Consider the following 18571-nt stretch of genomic DNA (forward strand, 5'->3'; position numbering starts at 1 on the left):
CTAACTGCTAACGGTTGCAACTAGCCGTATGGGTCGTCTTTTTTACTGTAAATGAGGCGGTTTTCTACATTGACAGTATCTATAATGCCTACTACCAGAGCATCGATCGGACGGTTTTCGCTCCCGGGCGCGATCCGGGCTGCGCTGCCTCGGGTTACTAAAACCCATTCATCTATACCAGCACCCACACAGTCAGCGGCTACCTCATAGCCGGGAACTGGCGAACCTTCCTCATCGATGAATTGCAGCAGTAGAAATTTCGATCCTCTCAGCGTCGGCTCTTTTTGGGTACTGACAACTGTGCCGAGAACTTTGGCCATTTGCATTTGAGGTAATAGGTAATAGGTAATTGGTAATTGTCATTTTTACACTGTCACTTGTCTTTTTTTTATTAGCTTTGCTCAGTCCGCTGTCCGCCGTTTAGAGTTATTCGTCTAGTAACTAATGACTCATGACTCATGACTCATGACTAATGACTAATGACTCATGACTCATGACTCATGACTAATAACCAATATCCCATGCCCACCTCAATTAAAAATTAAAAATGCTAAATCAAAAACCTCGCGATTTTTAATTTTTAATTACCAAACGCCCCTAACAGCCGTGAAGCGAAGCTATCCCGTAGGGAATCGCCTATCTTATGATCTGTTGAGAGGGCGAATGCCGCTCACGCCTTCGCGGAACTGTTCTACAGCTTCGGTGTAGCGAATCGGCAGCACGTACTCTAAGTTTTCGTGAGGGCGGGCGATAATGTGGGTGGACATCACTTGTCCGCCGTTAACGCGCTTGACTGACTCTACTCCGGCGGAAACGGAAGCTTGCACTTCCGAGACATCTCCTCTGACAATGACCGTAACGCGAGCGCTACCGATTTTTTCGTAGCCTACCAAGGTGACGCGGGCTGCTTTGACCATCGCGTCAGCAGCTTCTACAACTGCGGGGAAGCCTAGGGTTTCGATCATGCCAACTGCAATTGCCATTGGTTTTACTCCTGATTGAATATTTGGGGAACTAAACAGTTAATTTTTGACGATCGCACAAATTTTCGTTTAACGAAATTTTTGTGCGCTAAGAACTTAGTAGCCTCGGAACTGTTCTACTGCTTCTGTATATCGAATCGGCAGAACGTATTCTAGGTTTTCGTGGGGGCGAGCGATAATGTGGGTAGAGACGACTTCTCCGCCATTCACCCGCTTGACGGATTCGACTCCGGCTGCGACTGAGGCTTGGACTTCCGACACGTTGCCGCGCACAATTACCGTGACACGGGCGCTGCCGATTTTTTCATAGCCCACGAGGGTAACGCGGGCAGCCTTGACCATAGCATCGGCAGCTTCCACAACAGCGGGAAAACCTTTTGTCTCAATCATTCCCACGGCAATTGACATTTTTGAATCTCCTTTGAGGATGAGCGAAATTACCGTTACAAATCTTTGAGAAATCTAAAAATTTGGACGGGGAGGCCCACATTTTTTAGTAAGGCAGTGTAAAGCTTCCTATCCTATAAGAATAGGGGAAGCTGTCCACGTTGACAATATAAACTAACATCATAATGTTTAATAACAAAAATTAAAATTTTTTATGTTACTTAAAACAATTTAACATTTATTTAATAATCTTAATATTTAGAGGGGTAGATACCGAGAGCGAGGCGGGATTAAAGTAAGTAAGAATACTCATAAAGTAGAGTTCGGTATGTGAAGTCGGAGCTGATCACTGCCGGGAAACTTGGGAATTTCAAAAGGGGGATCGCAGGGAAATCGGCAAAAAAGGCAGTCTTGGCCCATCGGCAGGCATTTTTTTCTTTGAGTGCCTCCTCTGCTCAGCCAGTAATTTTGTATTGAGATAATTATCAGTTTTGATGCTTTAATGTATAGTTAATCTGGAGTGCAAATTATTTTGCCACAACTATACGATCGGGTTTAGTCAAAGTTTTAGGGCCTCGCGCGATCGCCCGCAACTGTTTTTGTATAAAGGCAGCCAGTAATTTGAAGTTTAAGGCATAAATTAAATGACTCAATTTCTCCTCCAAGCCTGTTGGTGGATACCTTTATATGGCTTAATAGGCGCAATTTTAACTTTGCCGTGGTCTACCGGCACCATTCGCAGAACTGGCCCGAAACCTGCTGCTTACTTCAATTTGCTGATGACGGTGTTGGCTTTCATACACGGGTCAGTTATTTTTACAGCGACTTGGGATCAACCGCCCCAACAGTTGCTCGTGCACTGGGTGCAAGCAGCCGATTTAGATTTGTCTTTTGCAATAGAAATCTCCACAGTCAGCGTCGGAGCAATGGAGTTAGTTACAGTTCTGAGTTTGCTAGCACAAATTTACGCTCTAGGCTACATGGAAAAAGACTGGGCGCTAGCTCGATTTTTTGGGCTGATGGGTTTTTTTGAAGCGGCAATTAGCGGCATTGCCATTAGCGACTCGCTGCTTATAACTTACGCTTTGTTGGAAGTGCTGACGCTTTCAACTTACTTGCTAGTAGGGTTTTGGTACGCTCAACCGCTGGTAGTAACAGCCGCTAGAGATGCGTTTTTAACAAAGCGTGTAGGAGACGTGCCACTGCTGATGGGAGTAGTGACGCTTTCAACTTTAGCGGGAAGTTTGAATTTTTCCGATTTGGAAAAATGGGCGGAAACAGCAACTTTGTCTCCCCTAGTGGCGACTCTTTTAGGTTTGGCTTTAATCTCCGCACCTACGGCCAAGTGCGCTCAATTTCCCTTCCATTTGTGGCTCGACGAGGCGATGGAAGGGCCCAACCCGGCTTCGATTATGCGGAATACGGTAGTTGTGGGCGCTGGGGCTTATGTTTTGATTAAACTTCAGCCTGTTTTAGCGCTGTCGCCCGTGACGGATGCGGTACTGGTGGTTTTGGGTGCGGTGACGGCGGTTGGCGCTTCTTTGGTGGCGATCGCCCAAATCGACATCAAAAGAGCTCTATCGCATTCTACCAGCGCCTCTTTGGGTTTGGTGTTTATCGCCGTGGGGCTAAATCAAGTTGACATTGCTTTGCTGTTGCTGTTCGCGCACTCGATCGCCAAGGGCCTATTATTCATGAGCGTAGGGTCAATTATTACCACAACTAACACTCAAGATTTAACAGAAATGGGTGGGTTGTGGTCGAAGATGCCTGCCACGACTACGGCTTATTTAGTAGGCGCTGCGGGGATGGTAGCGTTGTTGCCTCTGGGCAACTTTTGGGCGATGCGACGCTGGCTCAACGGTTTTTGGACGGTGCCTTTGTGGCTGGTAATAGTGCTGCTTTTAGTTAACGGTTTGACAGCGCTAAATTTAACTCGCATATTCGGTTTAGTGTTTGTGGGAAAACCGCAGCCGAAAACTCGTAGAGCTCCAGAAGTTGGTTGGCCGATGGCTTTGCCGATGGTAATTTTGACAGTGATGGGGTTGTTAGTGCCTTGGATGTTGCAGCAGTGGCAACTGTTAATTAGTTGGACTGGGCCTTGGGCGGAAACGGGGGATTTTGATGCTTTAAATTTGCTGTTGAAGACGCTGGATACGCCGCTGTTGTTGTTATCGGGGTTGATAGGCGTTGCGGTTGGGGTGGCGATTTATTGGTACGGGGTTTTACCTCGACCGGTACGGCTGCCGGTGCCGGCCTTGCAGGATTTGTTTGCTTATGATTTTTATATCGATCGAGTTTACCGCTTGACTGTGGTTTGGGCTGTGGCTTCAATTTCTAAAATCAGCGCTTGGACTGATAGGTATGTGGTGGACGGGGCGGTGAATTTGTTCGGTTTTGCCACAATTTTCAGCGGTGAAGGGTTGAAGTACAGCGGCACCGGTCAGTCGCAGTTTTATGTGTTGACTATTGCGACGGGAGTAGCTGTGTTGCTGGCGTTGATTATTTGGCAGTTTTAAACTGCAGAGGAGAGGTTGGCAGATGAATTTTTCGGGGTTTGTCTGCTTTTTGTCTGATGTTATTTAATTTTAAACCGCAGATGAGGGCGGATGAACGCAGATGAACGCAGATGATTTTATTCTGGGTTTGTCTGCTTTTTTATCTAATTTTACTCAAACTCGATCGGCCACAATTCGGCAACCGGAACTTCCCAACCGGGCAAAAGTTCGGGAATTGAAATCATGTCGCCATCTCTCAATACCACTGGCTCGGCTGTCCGAGTGTAAATTGTTACTGTGCGCTTGTCTGGGTCGATTAATATTCCTACTTTTGCTCCGAGTTCGATAAATGATAAAATTTTTTCTCGCAGGGGTTTGAGGCGATCGGACTGAGATTTGATTTCTACAACTAAGTCGGGAACGAGTTCGGCAAAATACCTTTTACTTTGTTTGAGGCGATCGGCTACCACAAACGAAACATCGGGTGCTGTAAGATTTGAATTGGGGAGAATAAACCCGCCGCTGGACTCAAACACTCGTCCGAGTTTGCGGGGTTTGACCCAGTTACGCAAAAGACTCCCAAACTCTGCCCCAATTTCGCTCGATACAAGGTCTGATGGGCCCACAATGATAATCTTCCCATCTACCAGTTCTAATTGGTAGTCTAGATGCACTTCCGAGAGTATACCTTGCAGTTGTTCCAAGTCGGCAACGGTGAGGCGAGTGGAAGGAGAACCGGATTTAATTTGCAAATCTTCTCGATCTGTAAGACTTGAGGTCATAGAAGGATTCCACAGACATTTGAATCTATGTTAACAAGAAAATTAGCCGATCGCTTTTATATGTAGTTGCTTTGCGTTAATGTTAAATATAGCTCTAAATACTGTGTAACAAAGGAAAGTTTTAATTGATGCTCAGTGCTTTAATCTGGATACCAATGTTGGCTGCTGCCCTGATTGGGTTGTGGCCCGGTTCAGTGAGTTCTAAAATAGTTCGGAATGTCGCGATCGCCATTGCGGCCATAACTTTTATTCTTTCGGTGATTTTGGCAGTTCAGTTTGATGCCAGTATCAGTCAGTTGCAGTTTGCGGAATTCATTCCTTGGATAGATGTTTTGGGATTGAATTACAATCTCGGCGTTGATGGTTTGGCTCTGCCTTTGGTAATTTTAAATACTCTGCTGACAGGAATAGCTATTTACGCTACGGATGAGTCGATCCGCAGACCTCGACTTTATTATTCTTTGATTCTGTTAATTACTGGCGGCGTAACAGGGGCTTTTTTATCTCAAAATTTGCTGCTGTTTTTCCTGTTTTTTGAGGTAGAATTGATTCCGCTTTACCTGTTAATTGCGATTTGGGGAGGCGAGCGCCGGGGTTATGCTGCTACTAAGTTTTTAATCTATACTGCATTTTCGGGAATTGTGCTTCTGGCTGCTTTCTTGGGCACTGGTTGGCTTAGCGGTGCTTCGAGTTTCGATATGGTTGGTGCAGCGGGCGCATCGCATTTGCAAGGAGGATTGCCATTGCCTTTGGTAAGGCAAATTGTTTTGCTGGCAGGGGTGTTGCTGGCTTTTGGAATTAAGATGCCTTTGGTGCCTTTTCATACTTGGCTGCCGGATGCTCACGTAGAAGCTTCGACGCCGGTTTCGGTGCTGCTGGCGGGGGTGCTTTTGAAGCTGGGAACTTATGGGATGCTGCGCTTTGGTTTAGGTTTGTTTCCAGAGGCGTGGGCGGTGGCGGCGCCGATTTTGGCGAGTTGGGCGGTGGTGAGTGTGCTTTACGGGGCGAGTTGCGCGATCGCCCAAAAAGATATGAAAAAAATTGTAGCTTACAGTTCGATCGCTCACATGGGCTACATTTTGTTAGCTAGCGCCGCAGCTACTCCGATTAGTATGCTGGGAACTGTTTTGCAAATGGTTAGCCACGGTTTAATTTCGGCGCTGCTATTTTTGAGTGTCGGTGTTATTTACAAAAAATCCGGCACCCGCAACATCGATGTGCTCAAAGGTTTGTTCAATCCCGATCGCGGTTTGCCGATGATTGGCAGTTTAATGATCCTCGGCGTGATGGCAAGTGCTGGCATTCCGGGTTTGGCTGGATTTATTGCTGAATTTTTGATGTTTCGGGGCAGTTTGCCAGTGTTTCCCGTGCAAACTTTGCTCTGCATGATCGGCACTGGTTTAACTTCAGTTTACTTTTTACTTATGGTCAACCGCGCCTTTTTCGGCCGCCTTTCGGATGTGGTGGTAAATTTGCCGCAAGTCCGCTGGCGCGATCGCATCCCTTCGCTGGTTTTAGCAATAATTATCGCCATCATGGGAGTGCAGCCGGGAGTTTTAATTGCTTTGAGCGAAAAAACTGCGATCGGAATGGTTGCTAATGTGCCACCGCAAGTTAAAGTGATTGCTCAAAACTTGAAATAAAATATGACCTAGGTTCGTAGTCAGGAATGCCAGTCCTCTCTTAACAGCTTTTAGTCTATAGGTTAGTAGTGAGGAGTGCCAGTCCTCTCTTAACAGCTTTTAGCCCATCATTAAAGGACTAAAGTCCTTACTACAAACTTATTTCTTCGTTCTTCCTTCTATTCAGGCTTAATTAAAATGACAAGTACCGTATTAAAACCATCTTCCCATCCCCTATCCGCATACATTGACATCTTGGAATCAGGCAAAGCTTTACTGCCTGAATCTACGGAAAATGTAGTTGAAGTTGTCGGCATTCTCAAAAGTTACGGTGTGGTTCTCGATGCCTATTCTCGCAATCTCAACTATATTGCAGAAGAACAGTTTTTAGTGCTTTTTCCGTTTTTTAAATATTTCAACGGAGATGTGACTCTGCCCAAACTAATGCGCTATTTGTGGCATGATCGCATAAATTTCGAGTATGCTGAGTATGTTATGAAAACTATGCTGTGGCACGGCGGCGGGGGTTTTGACAGTTATTTGGATTCCCCGGAATTTAGCAGTTTGGTCGAAAAGGCGATCGCTGCTAAACTGAAAGGCAATTTTTTCATGCAGGGACTCAACAAAGCATTTCCTGATTTTTTGCCGGAACAAGTGCGGATGCTGGCTTACTACACGGGTCTCGGTCAGTTTTGGCGGGTAATGAGCGATTTGTTCATCGACTTATCTGATTCCTACGAAGCCGGCAAAATTAAGTCTATCGCAGACGTAGTTGATTTTGTCTTAGCAGGTTTGGTTAGCGCCGCTAGTTTACCAATTACCTACAGCGTCAAGATTGGCGGTCAAGTCTACGATATCATTCCGGCCTCGGCTAACTTGACATTTTTACCAGATGTAGCAGTGCCTTATGTAGAGTCAATTTTCTTTCGGGGCACTGCGTTTTTTGGCACAGTTTCCTACAACGCTCAAGCCCATCAAATCCCGGAAAAACAAAAAGATTTTGCCTACGGGGCTTTGTTTGCTGACCCTTTACCTATTGGAGGCGCAGGGATTCCGCCAACTCAATTGATGCAAGATATGCGGCATTATTTGCCGGAGTATTTGCACGAAGTTTACCGCACTAGCTGTCGGGGTGAAGATGATCTGCGGGTGCAAATTTGCCAAAGTTTTCAGAAGTCGATGTTTTGCGTGACGACGGCGACTATTTTGGGTCTAGCACCTCATCCCATGAATACCTCCGATCCAGAGGAAAAAAAGGCTAATCGCGCTTATTTGGAAGGTTGGATGGATCGATTTGGAAATTCTCGCTTGGATTGGGCAAATCAGCCAACTAACCGGGCCTGTCAGTTGTTCCCCGAACGGTAGAAAGGCGACTGGTTTTTAGGGCGCAATGTCTCTAGGATTTGCAACGATATTACCTGAAGAAAGCAATTGCTTACTTTTGGATACCGAAAGCTCATCCTGGCGATCGCAATGATATCATGTCCCGTAAAATAGCCGTTATCAGGCAAGTAGTGAAAACTTCAGTCCCCAGACTTTTATGAGGACTGAAGTCCTCACTACCAAACAATTTTATAGTAGTCATTTTAGCGGACATAATATGACCTGGTGAACTGCTTGTTTTCGGGTTATTGCGATTGCTTTCATCAGATATCGCTCCGCTAACGCTTAGACTGGACAATCACAGGATAAAACACTTGTTATTTCCGAACTATTTAGATGCGGACTAGAAGACTCAGGCCATGAGAGTCCGTGCCACAAGTTCCAAGCAAAACATAAGTTTCTGCTAAATCTTTGACTAAAGCAGTTTGTTTGGGGCTTGGTTTCCAAGGATTGGGATTACCGTAAGCATAGTAGGTTTCTACACCGTCAATGCCGAAACGGGCTGCTTCTGGGATTAGTTGATCAGCAGTCGATCGATACCTGCAAGGATGTGCGAGAACTGCTAAACCTCCTGCTTCATGAATAGCTTCAATTACCCTGGCTGCTGAATAAAAATAAGTGCCTTCAGTGCTTTTCCCTCGCAAGTAAGGTTTGAGACTGGGATGTTGTGGATCGAAGGCGTAAGCGAGAATGTGTACCTCATTGTTGAGCAATTCGGCATTAATTTCAGCGCCTGTCCAGAGACTAGGTGCTTCGCTATTTTTGTCGGCATGGTTTAATTTCCAATTATCCAGCCAAATTTGAGCTTTAACGTAGCCTTGGGTGCTGTGGTGGTCGGTGATAGCGAAGCCCTTGAGACCCCCGGCTATGGCTTGTTCCATCAATTTCTCTGGCTGCAATCGCCCGTCGGAGTAGACTGTGTGCATATGAAAGTTATAGGAACCCGGACAGCTATCGGCATCAATTGTCTGGAAGACTTGTTTGAGTGCTGAGCTATTCTGGGCTTCTGGTCGGAGACTAGAAGCGGGGGAGGTAGCGAAATTGACAGCCATAAGCGTTATTATAAAAAAAACTAACCTTGTTTAATATATCTAATAAATTGATATGTTGCACCTGTGGCAATAGTCGGCTGTGGGATTGAAACATCTGGCGGATTGTTGCGTTCGGCACAAGATATCCATTCACTCGCACATCTTGCACAATTCTTTATCCAGAATTTTATCGTCGGGTGGGGCGGGTTTATGAGATGATTGATTTTAGGCAATTATACTTGGTAAAACTCGTCCCGGACGGTTTGTTGACAATGCCACAAGATATCAATTACTCGCACATATTGCATCATTTTTAACAACAGGCAAGATGCCTGTTCCACAAAGAGTAAATTTTATTGTGGGGAGTAGGGGTTGGGCAGGAGAGCTCGCCATTAAAAGGTTTGTTGAGAATGGCACAAGATATTAAGTCAATCGCATTTTAAACCGGCGGCTGCGGCTGTGGAAAATTCGCTCGGCACAAAGGTAACGCCATATATTGCTGTAGAACAGGATACAATATGCGCCACTCGTTTAGGAGGGTTTTTCCGATTTCCAGTCTTCGAGTCAAACTCAATTATACCCGTGGCTCCTTCGGCTTTAAAGTTGGGATCGGCTAAGGTTTTTTGCATTCCTTCGCGACTGGGTTCTGGCTGCATTTCTAGGGCTTTAATCAGCGTCCGGGCGGCATCGTAAGTTAAAGCCGATCGAGTATTGACCGGACCTCCCCACAATTTTTCAGCGTTTTGCGGAAATTTTTTGTCAAAACTTATTAACGGATGCCAAAACACGGATATGCCCAGTTTTTCAACAGACTTTAGCTGTTTTGCTACTTCTAACGTTCTCGGCTCGTACAGCGTCCAGGGCCCGACAATCCAATTGCGATCGCCATTAGCTTTAATCATTTCGATCGCATTTTCCAGCGAATTAGTGACTTGACCGTCGGGAATGACAAGTAAAGCTGTTTTTCCGGCTTTCTCAACTTCTTTGATTGCTGCTTCTGCGTCTAAATTATTTTTAGATAAATCGTAATAATTCCTAATTCTAAAAGTCGAGCCTCCTTTTGCTTCAAATTGCTCTTTGAATTCTTCCCATAAAGAAGCGCTAAACGGACTGTTGGGATTGTAAAATACTGCGGCTTTTTTCTCACCGACCAAGAGCAGTTGATTTACTAAAGCTTCAGCTTCTATGCTAGTTGTCGGAGCCGTCCGAAAGAAAAATTTTCGAGGTTTTCGCGTCAGTTCTTCGGTTGTGCTTCCCGGAGAAATGGCGACGAGTTGATTTTGATTGTAAATATCTACTGTTTCCACAGTCATATCGCTAGTATAGTGTCCGATGACTGCTAGAATATCGGGCTGAGCGACCAGATAATTAGCCCTTTGAACCGCGTATGATTTGATATTGCCATCATCAGCAATGATGACTTTGAGACCTTTTCCTTTAATAGCTTTTGGTTCTAGAAAGCCTTGACCGGGAAAATCTTTATTGTTCTCATTTGCAGCCAGAAGACCTAAATTAACTTCGGTTTGAGCTTGAGCAATGCCACGCAGCAGTTCTTCTGCTAAATTTGCGTTGAAGATGCTGCCGTCCTGATTTCTGCGGATGGGAACAACAATTGCGATCGTGTAATATTCTGCATTTATTGCCTTCAGCAGAGCATTGTTGATGTAAATTAAAGTTTCTGGATCTCTGCGGTCTTCCCGCCAGGACTGTTTGAGCAATTTTAAAGCTTCGGGATAATTTGAGTCGGCAAACTCATTGATTCCCCTTTGCTTTGACCACAGGGCGGAGGTTTGCACTAGGAGTTTTTTGCCGGAACTTACACCATCTGCGGAGGGTTTAGGCAACGTTGGTTGCGAGGAAATTCTGGGGATTAGCGGGGAAATTCTGGGGATTAAAAATACGATCGCCCCAAAAGCCGCAATTCCCGCAAAGCCGAACAGCAGCCAGCGCCAGCCCGATCGCAACTTCCGCGAAGTTTTGGGTAACTCGCGCCCTGGGACGATCGACAAATCCAATTTTTGCAAAACTTCATCAACCGATTGGTAGCGGTCTTGAAAGTGGAAACGTACCATCTTGGTTAAAATATTTTTGAGCTTGTCGCTAACAGGTTCAGAGGTTAAATAATCCCAGACAATTTCACCAGTTTCGGGGTCTTGCGGCAGATTGGTGGGACGCCGCCCGGTGAGGGCTTGAATCGCGATGATTCCTACTGCATAAATATCATTGTAGGGTTGCGGGAGAGACCGCGTATCGTGTTGTTCGGCAGGCATATAACCCCTGGTGCCGATCGCCTGCGAGCTGAATATTTCACCTGTAGAGTTAGAGGTAAAAGTGCCGATTTCTTTGACGGCCCCAAAATCAATTAAAACAATTTTTTGATCTGTTTCGCGCCGAATTAAGTTAGCAGGTGTAATGTCCCGGTGAATAATATTTTCTTGGTGGACTGATGTTAATATTTCCAGAACTTCCCGCAACAAAGCAACGGTATTTTGCTCATTCCACCGATCGCCCGCAGTGAGTTCTTGACTAAGCGGATGTCCTTCAACATATTCTTGAACTAAGTAAAAATAATCGTTTTCTTCAAAGCGATCGAATAATTCGGGAATGCGCGAGTTTCTCCCCAGACGGCACAAAGCGCTAGCTTCCCTTTCAAATCGCTTCCTTCCCTTCTCCAAGACTCGCGGATCGTTCGATGGGGGAAAAGGAATTTCCTTAACAACGCACAGAGGATTATTGGGTTTGTTTCGTTGTGCAGCCGTGTAGGTTCTAGCAAACCCTCCCTGTCCCAACAAAGCGAGAATTTCGTAGCTTTCATGCAGGATATGCCCTAAGTTGACACACATAAATTTTCCAACACCTCTTGACAGGCTGCGGCCTTTAATGTTGATTATAGGGACTTAAACCAAAAATTAGTCCCTTTTATTGTAAAATCCATTGTAGTGTAGTTGGCGCTTCCACGTCGAAAAACTCTCATAAAGGAAACAACTCCCACCGCCATGCCCCCATGATTCGATAAATGGTGTCGTCGCGAGAGACGATGTTTTTACCCACAAATCCCAAAAAACGGGATTCACCCTCATCATAGATGACTCAGGTAAGGGCGAAAAAGTGGCTCTTTAACAGCAAGAGTTTGCCGACAATATATGGCGTGGAATCACCCAAACTGATAACTGGGTAGTCTTCGGAATGAACATTTATATGATGGAGTAAAAAGTCTGCCATTAGATGTAAGCTGTTAAGCATTTACACTACGATCAGAGTCTTACTTTTTAAAGTTAAGACTGTTAATACCGTCGCAGTTGGTAGCCGTGCTAGCAAAAATTATCCCGGTAATTTTAAGCGGCGTCTGAAAGAACACTTGATTCCTGATAATGGTTTTAAGCTCGAACGTTTTGGCTTTATTTGATATCAATTCCGGCTACGCCGGAATGATGATATCAAATCCGCGCTTCATCGTCGGGCGTAAAGTCGAATCAAACTGCCAACAAATAATTCGCGTAATATTCATTCTTTTGACTCACCGTCAACAGTCAACAGTAAACAGTCAACAATCATTCCGGTGCAACCGGAATCGATATGATTCCTCTACAAAGCCAATAAAAGAGCCGTGTAAATTCCAGCACCAAGAGCAAATGCCCAAAACCGACTTTCTCGTTCTTCTGGCAATTCTTCTTTGAGGACGTTGAGAACAATTCCTCCGGCTAAAAAAGCAAATAAAACTGCGATCGTAGTTTTTCCAATTTCAGTAGCGCTACCCAAGACCCACCCCACAAGAATAGCTGCTGCTAGTATCCAGCGCCCGATGCGGTCATAAATATGTTTGTGGTGTTCCCGCAAACCAGAGTCGTTCACTGCAAAGTGCAATGCCATTGCACAAGAAAACAACAGCAGATTGGTAAGGCCCGGTTCTTCCCGATGCAGCAGCAGATAGCCAATCAAAGCGTTGTAGATTGAAAAAGAGCCAATGTGCAACCAAAAAACACCAAGACTGGTCACATCCTCTTTGCCACGCTGACGAGATAAATTTGCAATTCGTTCCAGGCCGTAAAATACAGTCAATCCTAACAAAGCTATTAAATAAACGTGGTGTTCTAGATAAGAAATAACTCCTGCTTCTACTTGCTCTAATACCGCTTGGTGCAGATTTAATTCCGGTAAAATATGCACAAAAACATAAGCTACCGAAACCCCACTCGCCGCTGAAAGCCAGCCACTGCCAGGAATAGGAGCAAACCGCAACTTGCCGCAAAATAAATGTGTCAGCGCTAAAGTAATGGCAATCAGCGCGGTTAAAGCTAAAGTATTAGGAGCAGATCGTAAAGCTGCTGTTATTACCATAATTATGGTCAAGCAAATTAATCCTCGCCTAAAGCTTTAATGACTTGGTGATACTGCTCTTGGAGATCTTTCTGGTCTTGCTCCTGAGAGATTTGTTCGCGGCTACTATTTAAAATCATCTCCGCCTGACGGCGTAAAGCTTCTCGTTGTTTGGAATTGCGGGTGTAAGCAGCGATGCAAGCTATAGCTTCCAATAAGCGAATTGTTACCGCCACATCTGATTTACTGTACTGGCGAATTTGGTTAAAGGCAGTACCGACTAACCCTTCAAACGTCACTCCTTCAACAATGACGCGCAAATTCTGTTCATCGTCGTAGCGATAGGGCGAGGGAAAATCCCTTTGAGCGAGGCGGGATAATCCGGCGCTGAGTCTATCGATACACCGAATCGCAGTAAACGGATCGTTGATACCAGGAGAAATCGCACGCAAGGCAATTTCAACTAACTGATCGATTGGAAATTCTACATCTTGATATTCAGTCCGTTCTTGGCCCAGAATAAAAGCATCGTTAATCTGTTGTTTCAAGCTTTGATTCACCTGTTTTTCCGGGAAAACCATCGCTAAATCGCTGCCCTTGACAATAAACTTTCCCGGTCGAGTTGTCAGACGTACAAGCAGATTGTACTGACGGGCAATTTTCATTAATTCGTCGTCATCGATTGCTTGCAAATAACCCTCACCAGTGGCTTTGATTGGACTTGCTTCCGAGTCAAAATTTGCAGGAATTTCTCCCACTTGTTGTCGCGAGTTGTTCGCTTTACCTTCTCCGATTTTTTCGGGAAACAGACGATCTAGAGCTTGGTCTAAATCGCCACTAACCTGAGTAATTACATGGGAGGCTTGAATAATGGTTGATGCGTGATGGATAAAGTAAATCAGTACGCCGATACTGGCAATTGCTAATCCGGTACCAACTGTAACCGAGAGTTGGGGTACAAAGAGGCTGTATCCTTCTCCTTCTGCATGAATGGTTCGCAGTACGAGTAAACAGTAAATAAACGTGCCAATGAAAGTGCCAAGCACGATTTGATTGCCCGTATCCTGCATAAAATTACGCAGCAATCGGGGACCAAAATTTGAACTCGCCAACTGAAGCGCCACAATAGTAATAGAAAAAGCTGTAGCAACAACGCTGATCATTGAACTGGCAACCGATGAAAGAACCGATCGCGCACCATCGGTTCCACCCGTGTAAATCCACCTCCAGTTTGGTATATTACCCGTGCGGTCAAGTGTCAGCATGGCGATCGCTAAAACGATCGACCCCAGCGCCATCAACGTTGGGATAAACCAGTAGCTAGAGTGCAGTGAATCCCAAAGTTTGCTTAACTTGACATTTTTCATGAGTTGGTGTGGGGTTAAGATTGTCCATTGCCGTCTTGTTGCGATCGCTGTTCAATAAGTTGTCGCAGAGAACCGCTGATGCTGCGGGGTTTGGGAACTTCGCCATTACCAGCGGGCCATCCTTCGCGTTGACGTTTGCGATCGCCATCCGTCTCTTCGGTTTGGTCGTGAAACAAAATTTGCTGCGTAGGAAAGGGCAAGTCGATGCCATTGGCAGTCAGCTTTTCCTTAATCGCAAAAAGTACCTTGTCCCGCGATCGCAGATCGTCAAGTCGTCGCGGCGGAGCAATCCACCATCGAGCGCGGATATTGACGGTACTTCCTGCAAGTTCCATCAGCAGCACGTCAGGAGCAGGATCATTCAAAACCTCATCCACACTCTGCAGGGCTTCCATCATTAACTGCTTGGCTCGGTGGATATCATCGCCGTAGCCGATACCAACGTCGTATTCCATCCGGCGTTTCTCAAAGGCGGTATTCACAGTAACAGAATTAATGAACAATTCCGCATTGGGAATTACAATCCGGCGACCATCATAGGTTCTAATTGTTGTAGCGCGAGTTTCAATATTTTCTACCGTTCCCTCAAAGTTTTTAAACACAATCTGGTCATCGATTTGGAACGGTTCCGTCAAAAGAATTAGGATACCAGCTAGGAAGTTTTGTAAGATATCGCGAAAGGCAAAACCAATCGCTACCCCGCTAATTCCTAGCAGTTGCACCAAATCGCCTGCTTTAAATGTGGGAATTACAATCGACAAGGCAATAAACAGACCAATCAGAACAGTAATACCCTGCGCTAACCTTCCCAACACCAGTCCCAAATTCCGGGATTGGCGGTGGTTGCGGGTAAGCCGCCTGACCGCTCTCTTAATTGACCTCCCAACAAAGAAAAAGATTGCGAAAACAAGGAACGCTAGTACCATATTAGGCAGCAGGACAATGAAGCCATTGATCATGCTCTCAATCTTGTTCCAGACTCCGGATATTTCTGCTGTCATAAAACTTCCTCTTGCATCATATCGATTCCGGTTGCACCGGAATGCTTGTTGACTGTTGACTGTTGACTGTTGACTGTAGAAGGAGGGGTCAAAAAAATGAAAATTGCGCGAATTATTTGTTGGCAGCTTGATTAGACTTTACGCCCGACGATGAAGCGCGGATTTGATATCATTCCGAAGCATCCGGAATTGATATCAGTCATTATTGATAGTATTAAAATTAGCCACGTCAAACTCTATCTTAAGGCTGTAGATTACTTTAACGTGAGGCTAATTTAGGACTTACACAGCCACAGTAAATATTGGGGATGGTTCGTTACGCATAAAGCTAACGCACCAACAATTTTTTTCAAGTGGATATCGAAGCCACATCTTGGCCGTTGAGTTTTTGTGCGATCGCATCCAGCACCATCTGTTCTGCTTCGGAAACCTCTCCCTTACTTTCGGCAATGCGACGGCATTGAGCTAATAGCGGTACTGCAAAGTCGGGGTTAAGTTGCTCTAACAATGCACCCAATGGTTTGGGGGACTTGATGTTAGCAGCAATCCTTTTGAGAGAATCGGCATTTAATTGCAATACCTTCAATTCTGGCAGAATATCTTCCCAGTTTTTGTTGGGATAACTTGCCAAAATCATGTGAACCATAATTTGATCCATCGCTGCTTGCTGCGCGATCGCAACATCGAGATATTTCTCGCTTTGTTGCTGGATCGCTTGCAGCGTTTCGGTTCCAGGTTCTTCAGTCTCTTCCCTCAGTTTGGCTTCGTAAAACTGGCGCGCCGCATATCCCAGCGCGTACAGCATCGTAGCATTCGTACTCGCACCAATCATCGCGCCAGCCAGCGGTACGTTGCGTAAAAAGCCCAAACCAGCTCTCATTGCGTTGCTACCGCCTAGCGCTAACCCAAAAATTGCCAAAACCTCGCCTTTTCGGGCTGGCTGTTGCAAATCCATCCCATAAGCGGCGGCAATTTCATAAACCATTTCGGTTTGAATCGCAGTAGTCGCGGCTAAATCGATCGCCAGCAGTGCAGCCGCGACACCGGGTAAAATGCTGCTAGCAAATCCGACACCACCGGCGTGGATCGCTTTTTCCACCATAATGCGATGGGCAATTTCGCTGGGTTCTTCATTGGGATACTTTTGTTGGAGTTCCTTGACTTGAGCTTCGGCTTTGGCTAAGTCGATGCGATCGCTGACCCCAACTAACCAATCAAGTCTGAGTACCCCTGCCACTTGTTTAACAAAGGGAAGATTGCCAACATAAGTTACCGCATCTCCGGTTCCTTGCGTCGCTTGTCCAATCCATCGATAAGTTTGTTTAGCAGCAGCTTCCCCCCAATCAAATGCTGTGTCAAAAACCGCTTTGCCTGTATTCATTGCAGATTCTGTTGTCTCGGCAATGAAATTTAACAAACCAGTTTTTTGCTGTGAATTAGTTTCTTTTTTTGGGTTTGATTGGTCATCCATCACTGTTTTTTCAATTAACTACAATACGCCAGATTTTCTGCTTGGACGTAACCTTTCAGAGGCACTGTAATCGGCACCCAACCATCCGTTCCTATACTTTCAATCGTCACTCTTCGTCCACTCGCAACGACTCCAACCCTTTCCCCATCAGTGGAAGGTGCTTGATGTACGTTAATTCCTCTGGCTGCTGCAACTTGCCGGCAGTTAGTAGGAGGCGGGACGGTTGCCGCTTCACACGCTCCGAGAAAACCACCATATACGTAGCCTTTTATCGGAGCTGTAATTGGTACCCAGCCATTCTCACCAAGACTTTGAATCGTCACATTTCGTGCGGAACCGATGATGCCAACCGCTTCGCTGTTAGCAGTCGGTTGTCGCCGAACATTAAGGCCATTCCTCGCAATAACCTGGCGACAGCTATCCGGTACTTGCGCTAGTAAAGATTCACCTTGAATCTGTTTTTGATTTCTATCAGAGGCGAACGAGGGAGCAACTAAAACCGTTGCCGTTAACAATATCGAAGTTGTTAACCTTGTATATTTTTGCCAGATCCTCTGCTCTTGCATCGCTTTATCTCCTTTTAAATCTCTATGCCAAAACCTTAGAAAAGGTTTTTAGCTCGTTCATCTTCTCCAAGAAAGGATGAATCATCATCACAATGGTATAAAATCTTTCGACTCGCTCCTGTGCTTGTTGAATTTTCAGGTTTTATCATCGCTAATCAAGCATAAACGCGAGGTTTGCGAGCGCCAACAGCAGCACCAATCATTGCCGCTGCCAAACTTAGCAAAGAGCCAAGTAGAAATGACCAAGTAGCTTTAGCTGTATTACCAGCTATATCGCGAACTTGATTTGGGTCTACATTCGGCGCTTGATTGGGTATATTAACGCCGCCCTGTTGTTGTACTTGATTGGCAATTTCTCCAGCATTAGCAGCCGCAGCGCCAACAGCACCCGATATCCCGCTTCCTAATAACCAAGCACTAAGTGCTAATGTAGCTCCCCAAAGAATTGCTGCATTCAAAAGTGCTGTTTTCTTGGTCATCGGGCCGCAGCTTTGAGCCATCACCCAACCGCCCAAAAATAGGGAAATCAGCAAACTAATAATCGACCAAATTACGACCCCAATACCAACGGAACCTGCATCCGCGCCTGTTGCACCTGCGGTTAATCCGATCGCCATTCCCAAAGCGCTTAAAATTAGTTGAGTACCCAGAGCGATCGCAATTCCTGCCAAAATTGGCCCCCACCTCACTTGGTCGTGGTAATCCACCGGCGGATTGACGATGGTAGGCTCAGTGAGTTCACTGCCCGATCGATCTGGATGAGTCATAAAAGATTAACCCCTGCGTTACGTTGTTGCTTTTTTTCCGTTGCTTGTAATTTAATTTTACTTAATAAGTATTACGAGAATATCTACCGAGGGGCATAATATTTTTTTATTTAATAATTTTAAATATCAAAAGTAGTAATTTCGCTCATAAATCGAAATCTAATTCAGAAAAAACCCCAGCAGCTAGTTAGAGATGTCCTTAATTTTGTAGGATCTCGCGTAGTTAAGGTGATAATAAAACCTAATAAATCCTTGTGATAGTTGGTTGCAGAAACGTTGTAAGTTGGCTCCACCCAACCTACGAATGATTAGATAAATTTATTACATTCAGTACAGGAATCCTAAATTCATCTACCTAAAGATATAAAAATAGAAAAAAATATCGCTATTTTGATG

At 45.3% G+C, this 18571-nt stretch carries 16 protein-coding genes; 3 read left to right on the top strand and 13 right to left on the bottom strand.

The features are described from left to right. Positions 1-20: 20 nt before the first annotated feature. The 4 genes from QUB44_RS06535 to QUB44_RS06550 form a co-directional block, all read right to left on the bottom strand. Positions 21-326, bottom strand: a complete 306-nt coding sequence (locus QUB44_RS06535; RefSeq protein ID WP_006635057.1) for a EutN/CcmL family microcompartment protein — start codon at positions 324-326, stop codon at positions 21-23. Positions 327-641: 315 nt separating this feature from the next. Beyond that, entirely contained in the window at positions 642-983 is a 342-nt protein-coding gene (locus QUB44_RS06540) for a carbon dioxide-concentrating mechanism protein CcmK (RefSeq protein ID WP_242719590.1), read from the bottom strand. 96 nt (positions 984-1079) lie between these two features. Next, positions 1080-1391: a carbon dioxide-concentrating mechanism protein CcmK gene (locus QUB44_RS06545; protein WP_006635059.1), complete on the bottom strand. Its 312-nt coding sequence runs from the start codon at positions 1389-1391 to the stop codon at positions 1080-1082. Positions 1392-1897: 506 nt separating this feature from the next. Then, positions 1898-2023 carry a hypothetical protein gene (locus QUB44_RS06550; protein WP_333364608.1) on the bottom strand — a complete coding sequence of 42 codons (126 nt, stop codon included), beginning with the start codon at positions 2021-2023 and terminating at the stop codon, positions 1898-1900. Between QUB44_RS06550 and QUB44_RS06555 the strand changes: the two genes are divergently transcribed. Beyond that, on the top strand, positions 2015-3889 hold the full coding sequence (locus QUB44_RS06555; RefSeq protein WP_333364611.1) for an NAD(P)H-quinone oxidoreductase subunit F: 1875 nt from the start codon (positions 2015-2017) through the stop codon (positions 3887-3889). The two genes, QUB44_RS06550 and QUB44_RS06555, sit on opposite strands and share 9 nt — an antisense overlap. Positions 3890-4038: 149 nt before the next feature. Here QUB44_RS06555 and QUB44_RS06560 read toward each other — a convergent pair whose 3' ends face one another. Then, on the bottom strand, positions 4039-4650 hold the full coding sequence (locus QUB44_RS06560) for a Uma2 family endonuclease (protein WP_333364615.1): 612 nt from the start codon (positions 4648-4650) through the stop codon (positions 4039-4041). A gap of 128 nt (positions 4651-4778) precedes the next feature. On the opposite strand from QUB44_RS06560, the gene QUB44_RS06565 reads away from it, so the two are divergent. Then, positions 4779-6293, top strand: a complete 1515-nt coding sequence (locus tag QUB44_RS06565) for an NADH-quinone oxidoreductase subunit M (protein WP_333160186.1) — start codon at positions 4779-4781, stop codon at positions 6291-6293. 177 nt (positions 6294-6470) lie between these two features. Next, a complete protein-coding gene (locus QUB44_RS06570) occupies positions 6471-7637 on the top strand; it encodes a CO2 hydration protein (RefSeq protein WP_333364618.1) in 1167 nt (388 codons plus the stop codon). Between the two features lie 350 nt (positions 7638-7987). Here the strand turns inward: QUB44_RS06570 and QUB44_RS06575 are convergent, their stop codons facing one another. The 8 genes from QUB44_RS06575 to QUB44_RS06610 form a co-directional block, all read right to left on the bottom strand. Continuing rightward, entirely contained in the window at positions 7988-8707 is a 720-nt protein-coding gene (locus QUB44_RS06575) for a PHP domain-containing protein (RefSeq protein WP_333364621.1), read from the bottom strand. A gap of 407 nt (positions 8708-9114) precedes the next feature. Further along, the gene (locus tag QUB44_RS06580) at positions 9115-11529 is read right to left on the bottom strand and encodes a bifunctional serine/threonine-protein kinase/ABC transporter substrate-binding protein (RefSeq protein ID WP_333364624.1); all 2415 of its coding nucleotides are present in this window, start codon (positions 11527-11529) and stop codon (positions 9115-9117) included. Positions 11530-12271: 742 nt separating this feature from the next. Then, positions 12272-13024, bottom strand: a complete 753-nt coding sequence (locus QUB44_RS06585) for a hypothetical protein (RefSeq protein ID WP_333364627.1) — start codon at positions 13022-13024, stop codon at positions 12272-12274. A gap of 17 nt (positions 13025-13041) precedes the next feature. Beyond that, on the bottom strand, positions 13042-14370 hold the full coding sequence (locus QUB44_RS06590) for a DUF2254 domain-containing protein (protein WP_333364630.1): 1329 nt from the start codon (positions 14368-14370) through the stop codon (positions 13042-13044). A 14-nt stretch (positions 14371-14384) separates the two neighbouring features. Further along, entirely contained in the window at positions 14385-15371 is a 987-nt protein-coding gene (locus tag QUB44_RS06595; protein ID WP_333364633.1) for a mechanosensitive ion channel family protein, read from the bottom strand. 349 nt (positions 15372-15720) lie between these two features. Then, entirely contained in the window at positions 15721-16842 is a 1122-nt protein-coding gene (locus QUB44_RS06600; protein WP_333364636.1) for an EcsC family protein, read from the bottom strand. A gap of 14 nt (positions 16843-16856) precedes the next feature. After that, positions 16857-17408, bottom strand: a complete 552-nt coding sequence (locus QUB44_RS06605; RefSeq protein WP_333364639.1) for an SH3 domain-containing protein — start codon at positions 17406-17408, stop codon at positions 16857-16859. 155 nt (positions 17409-17563) lie between these two features. Next, a complete protein-coding gene (locus tag QUB44_RS06610; protein WP_333364642.1) occupies positions 17564-18175 on the bottom strand; it encodes a hypothetical protein in 612 nt (203 codons plus the stop codon). Positions 18176-18571: the final 396 nt, after the last annotated feature.

This window comes from Microcoleus sp. AT3-D2 (assembly GCF_036705715.1).
Lineage (GTDB): Bacteria > Cyanobacteriota > Cyanobacteriia > Cyanobacteriales > Microcoleaceae > Microcoleus.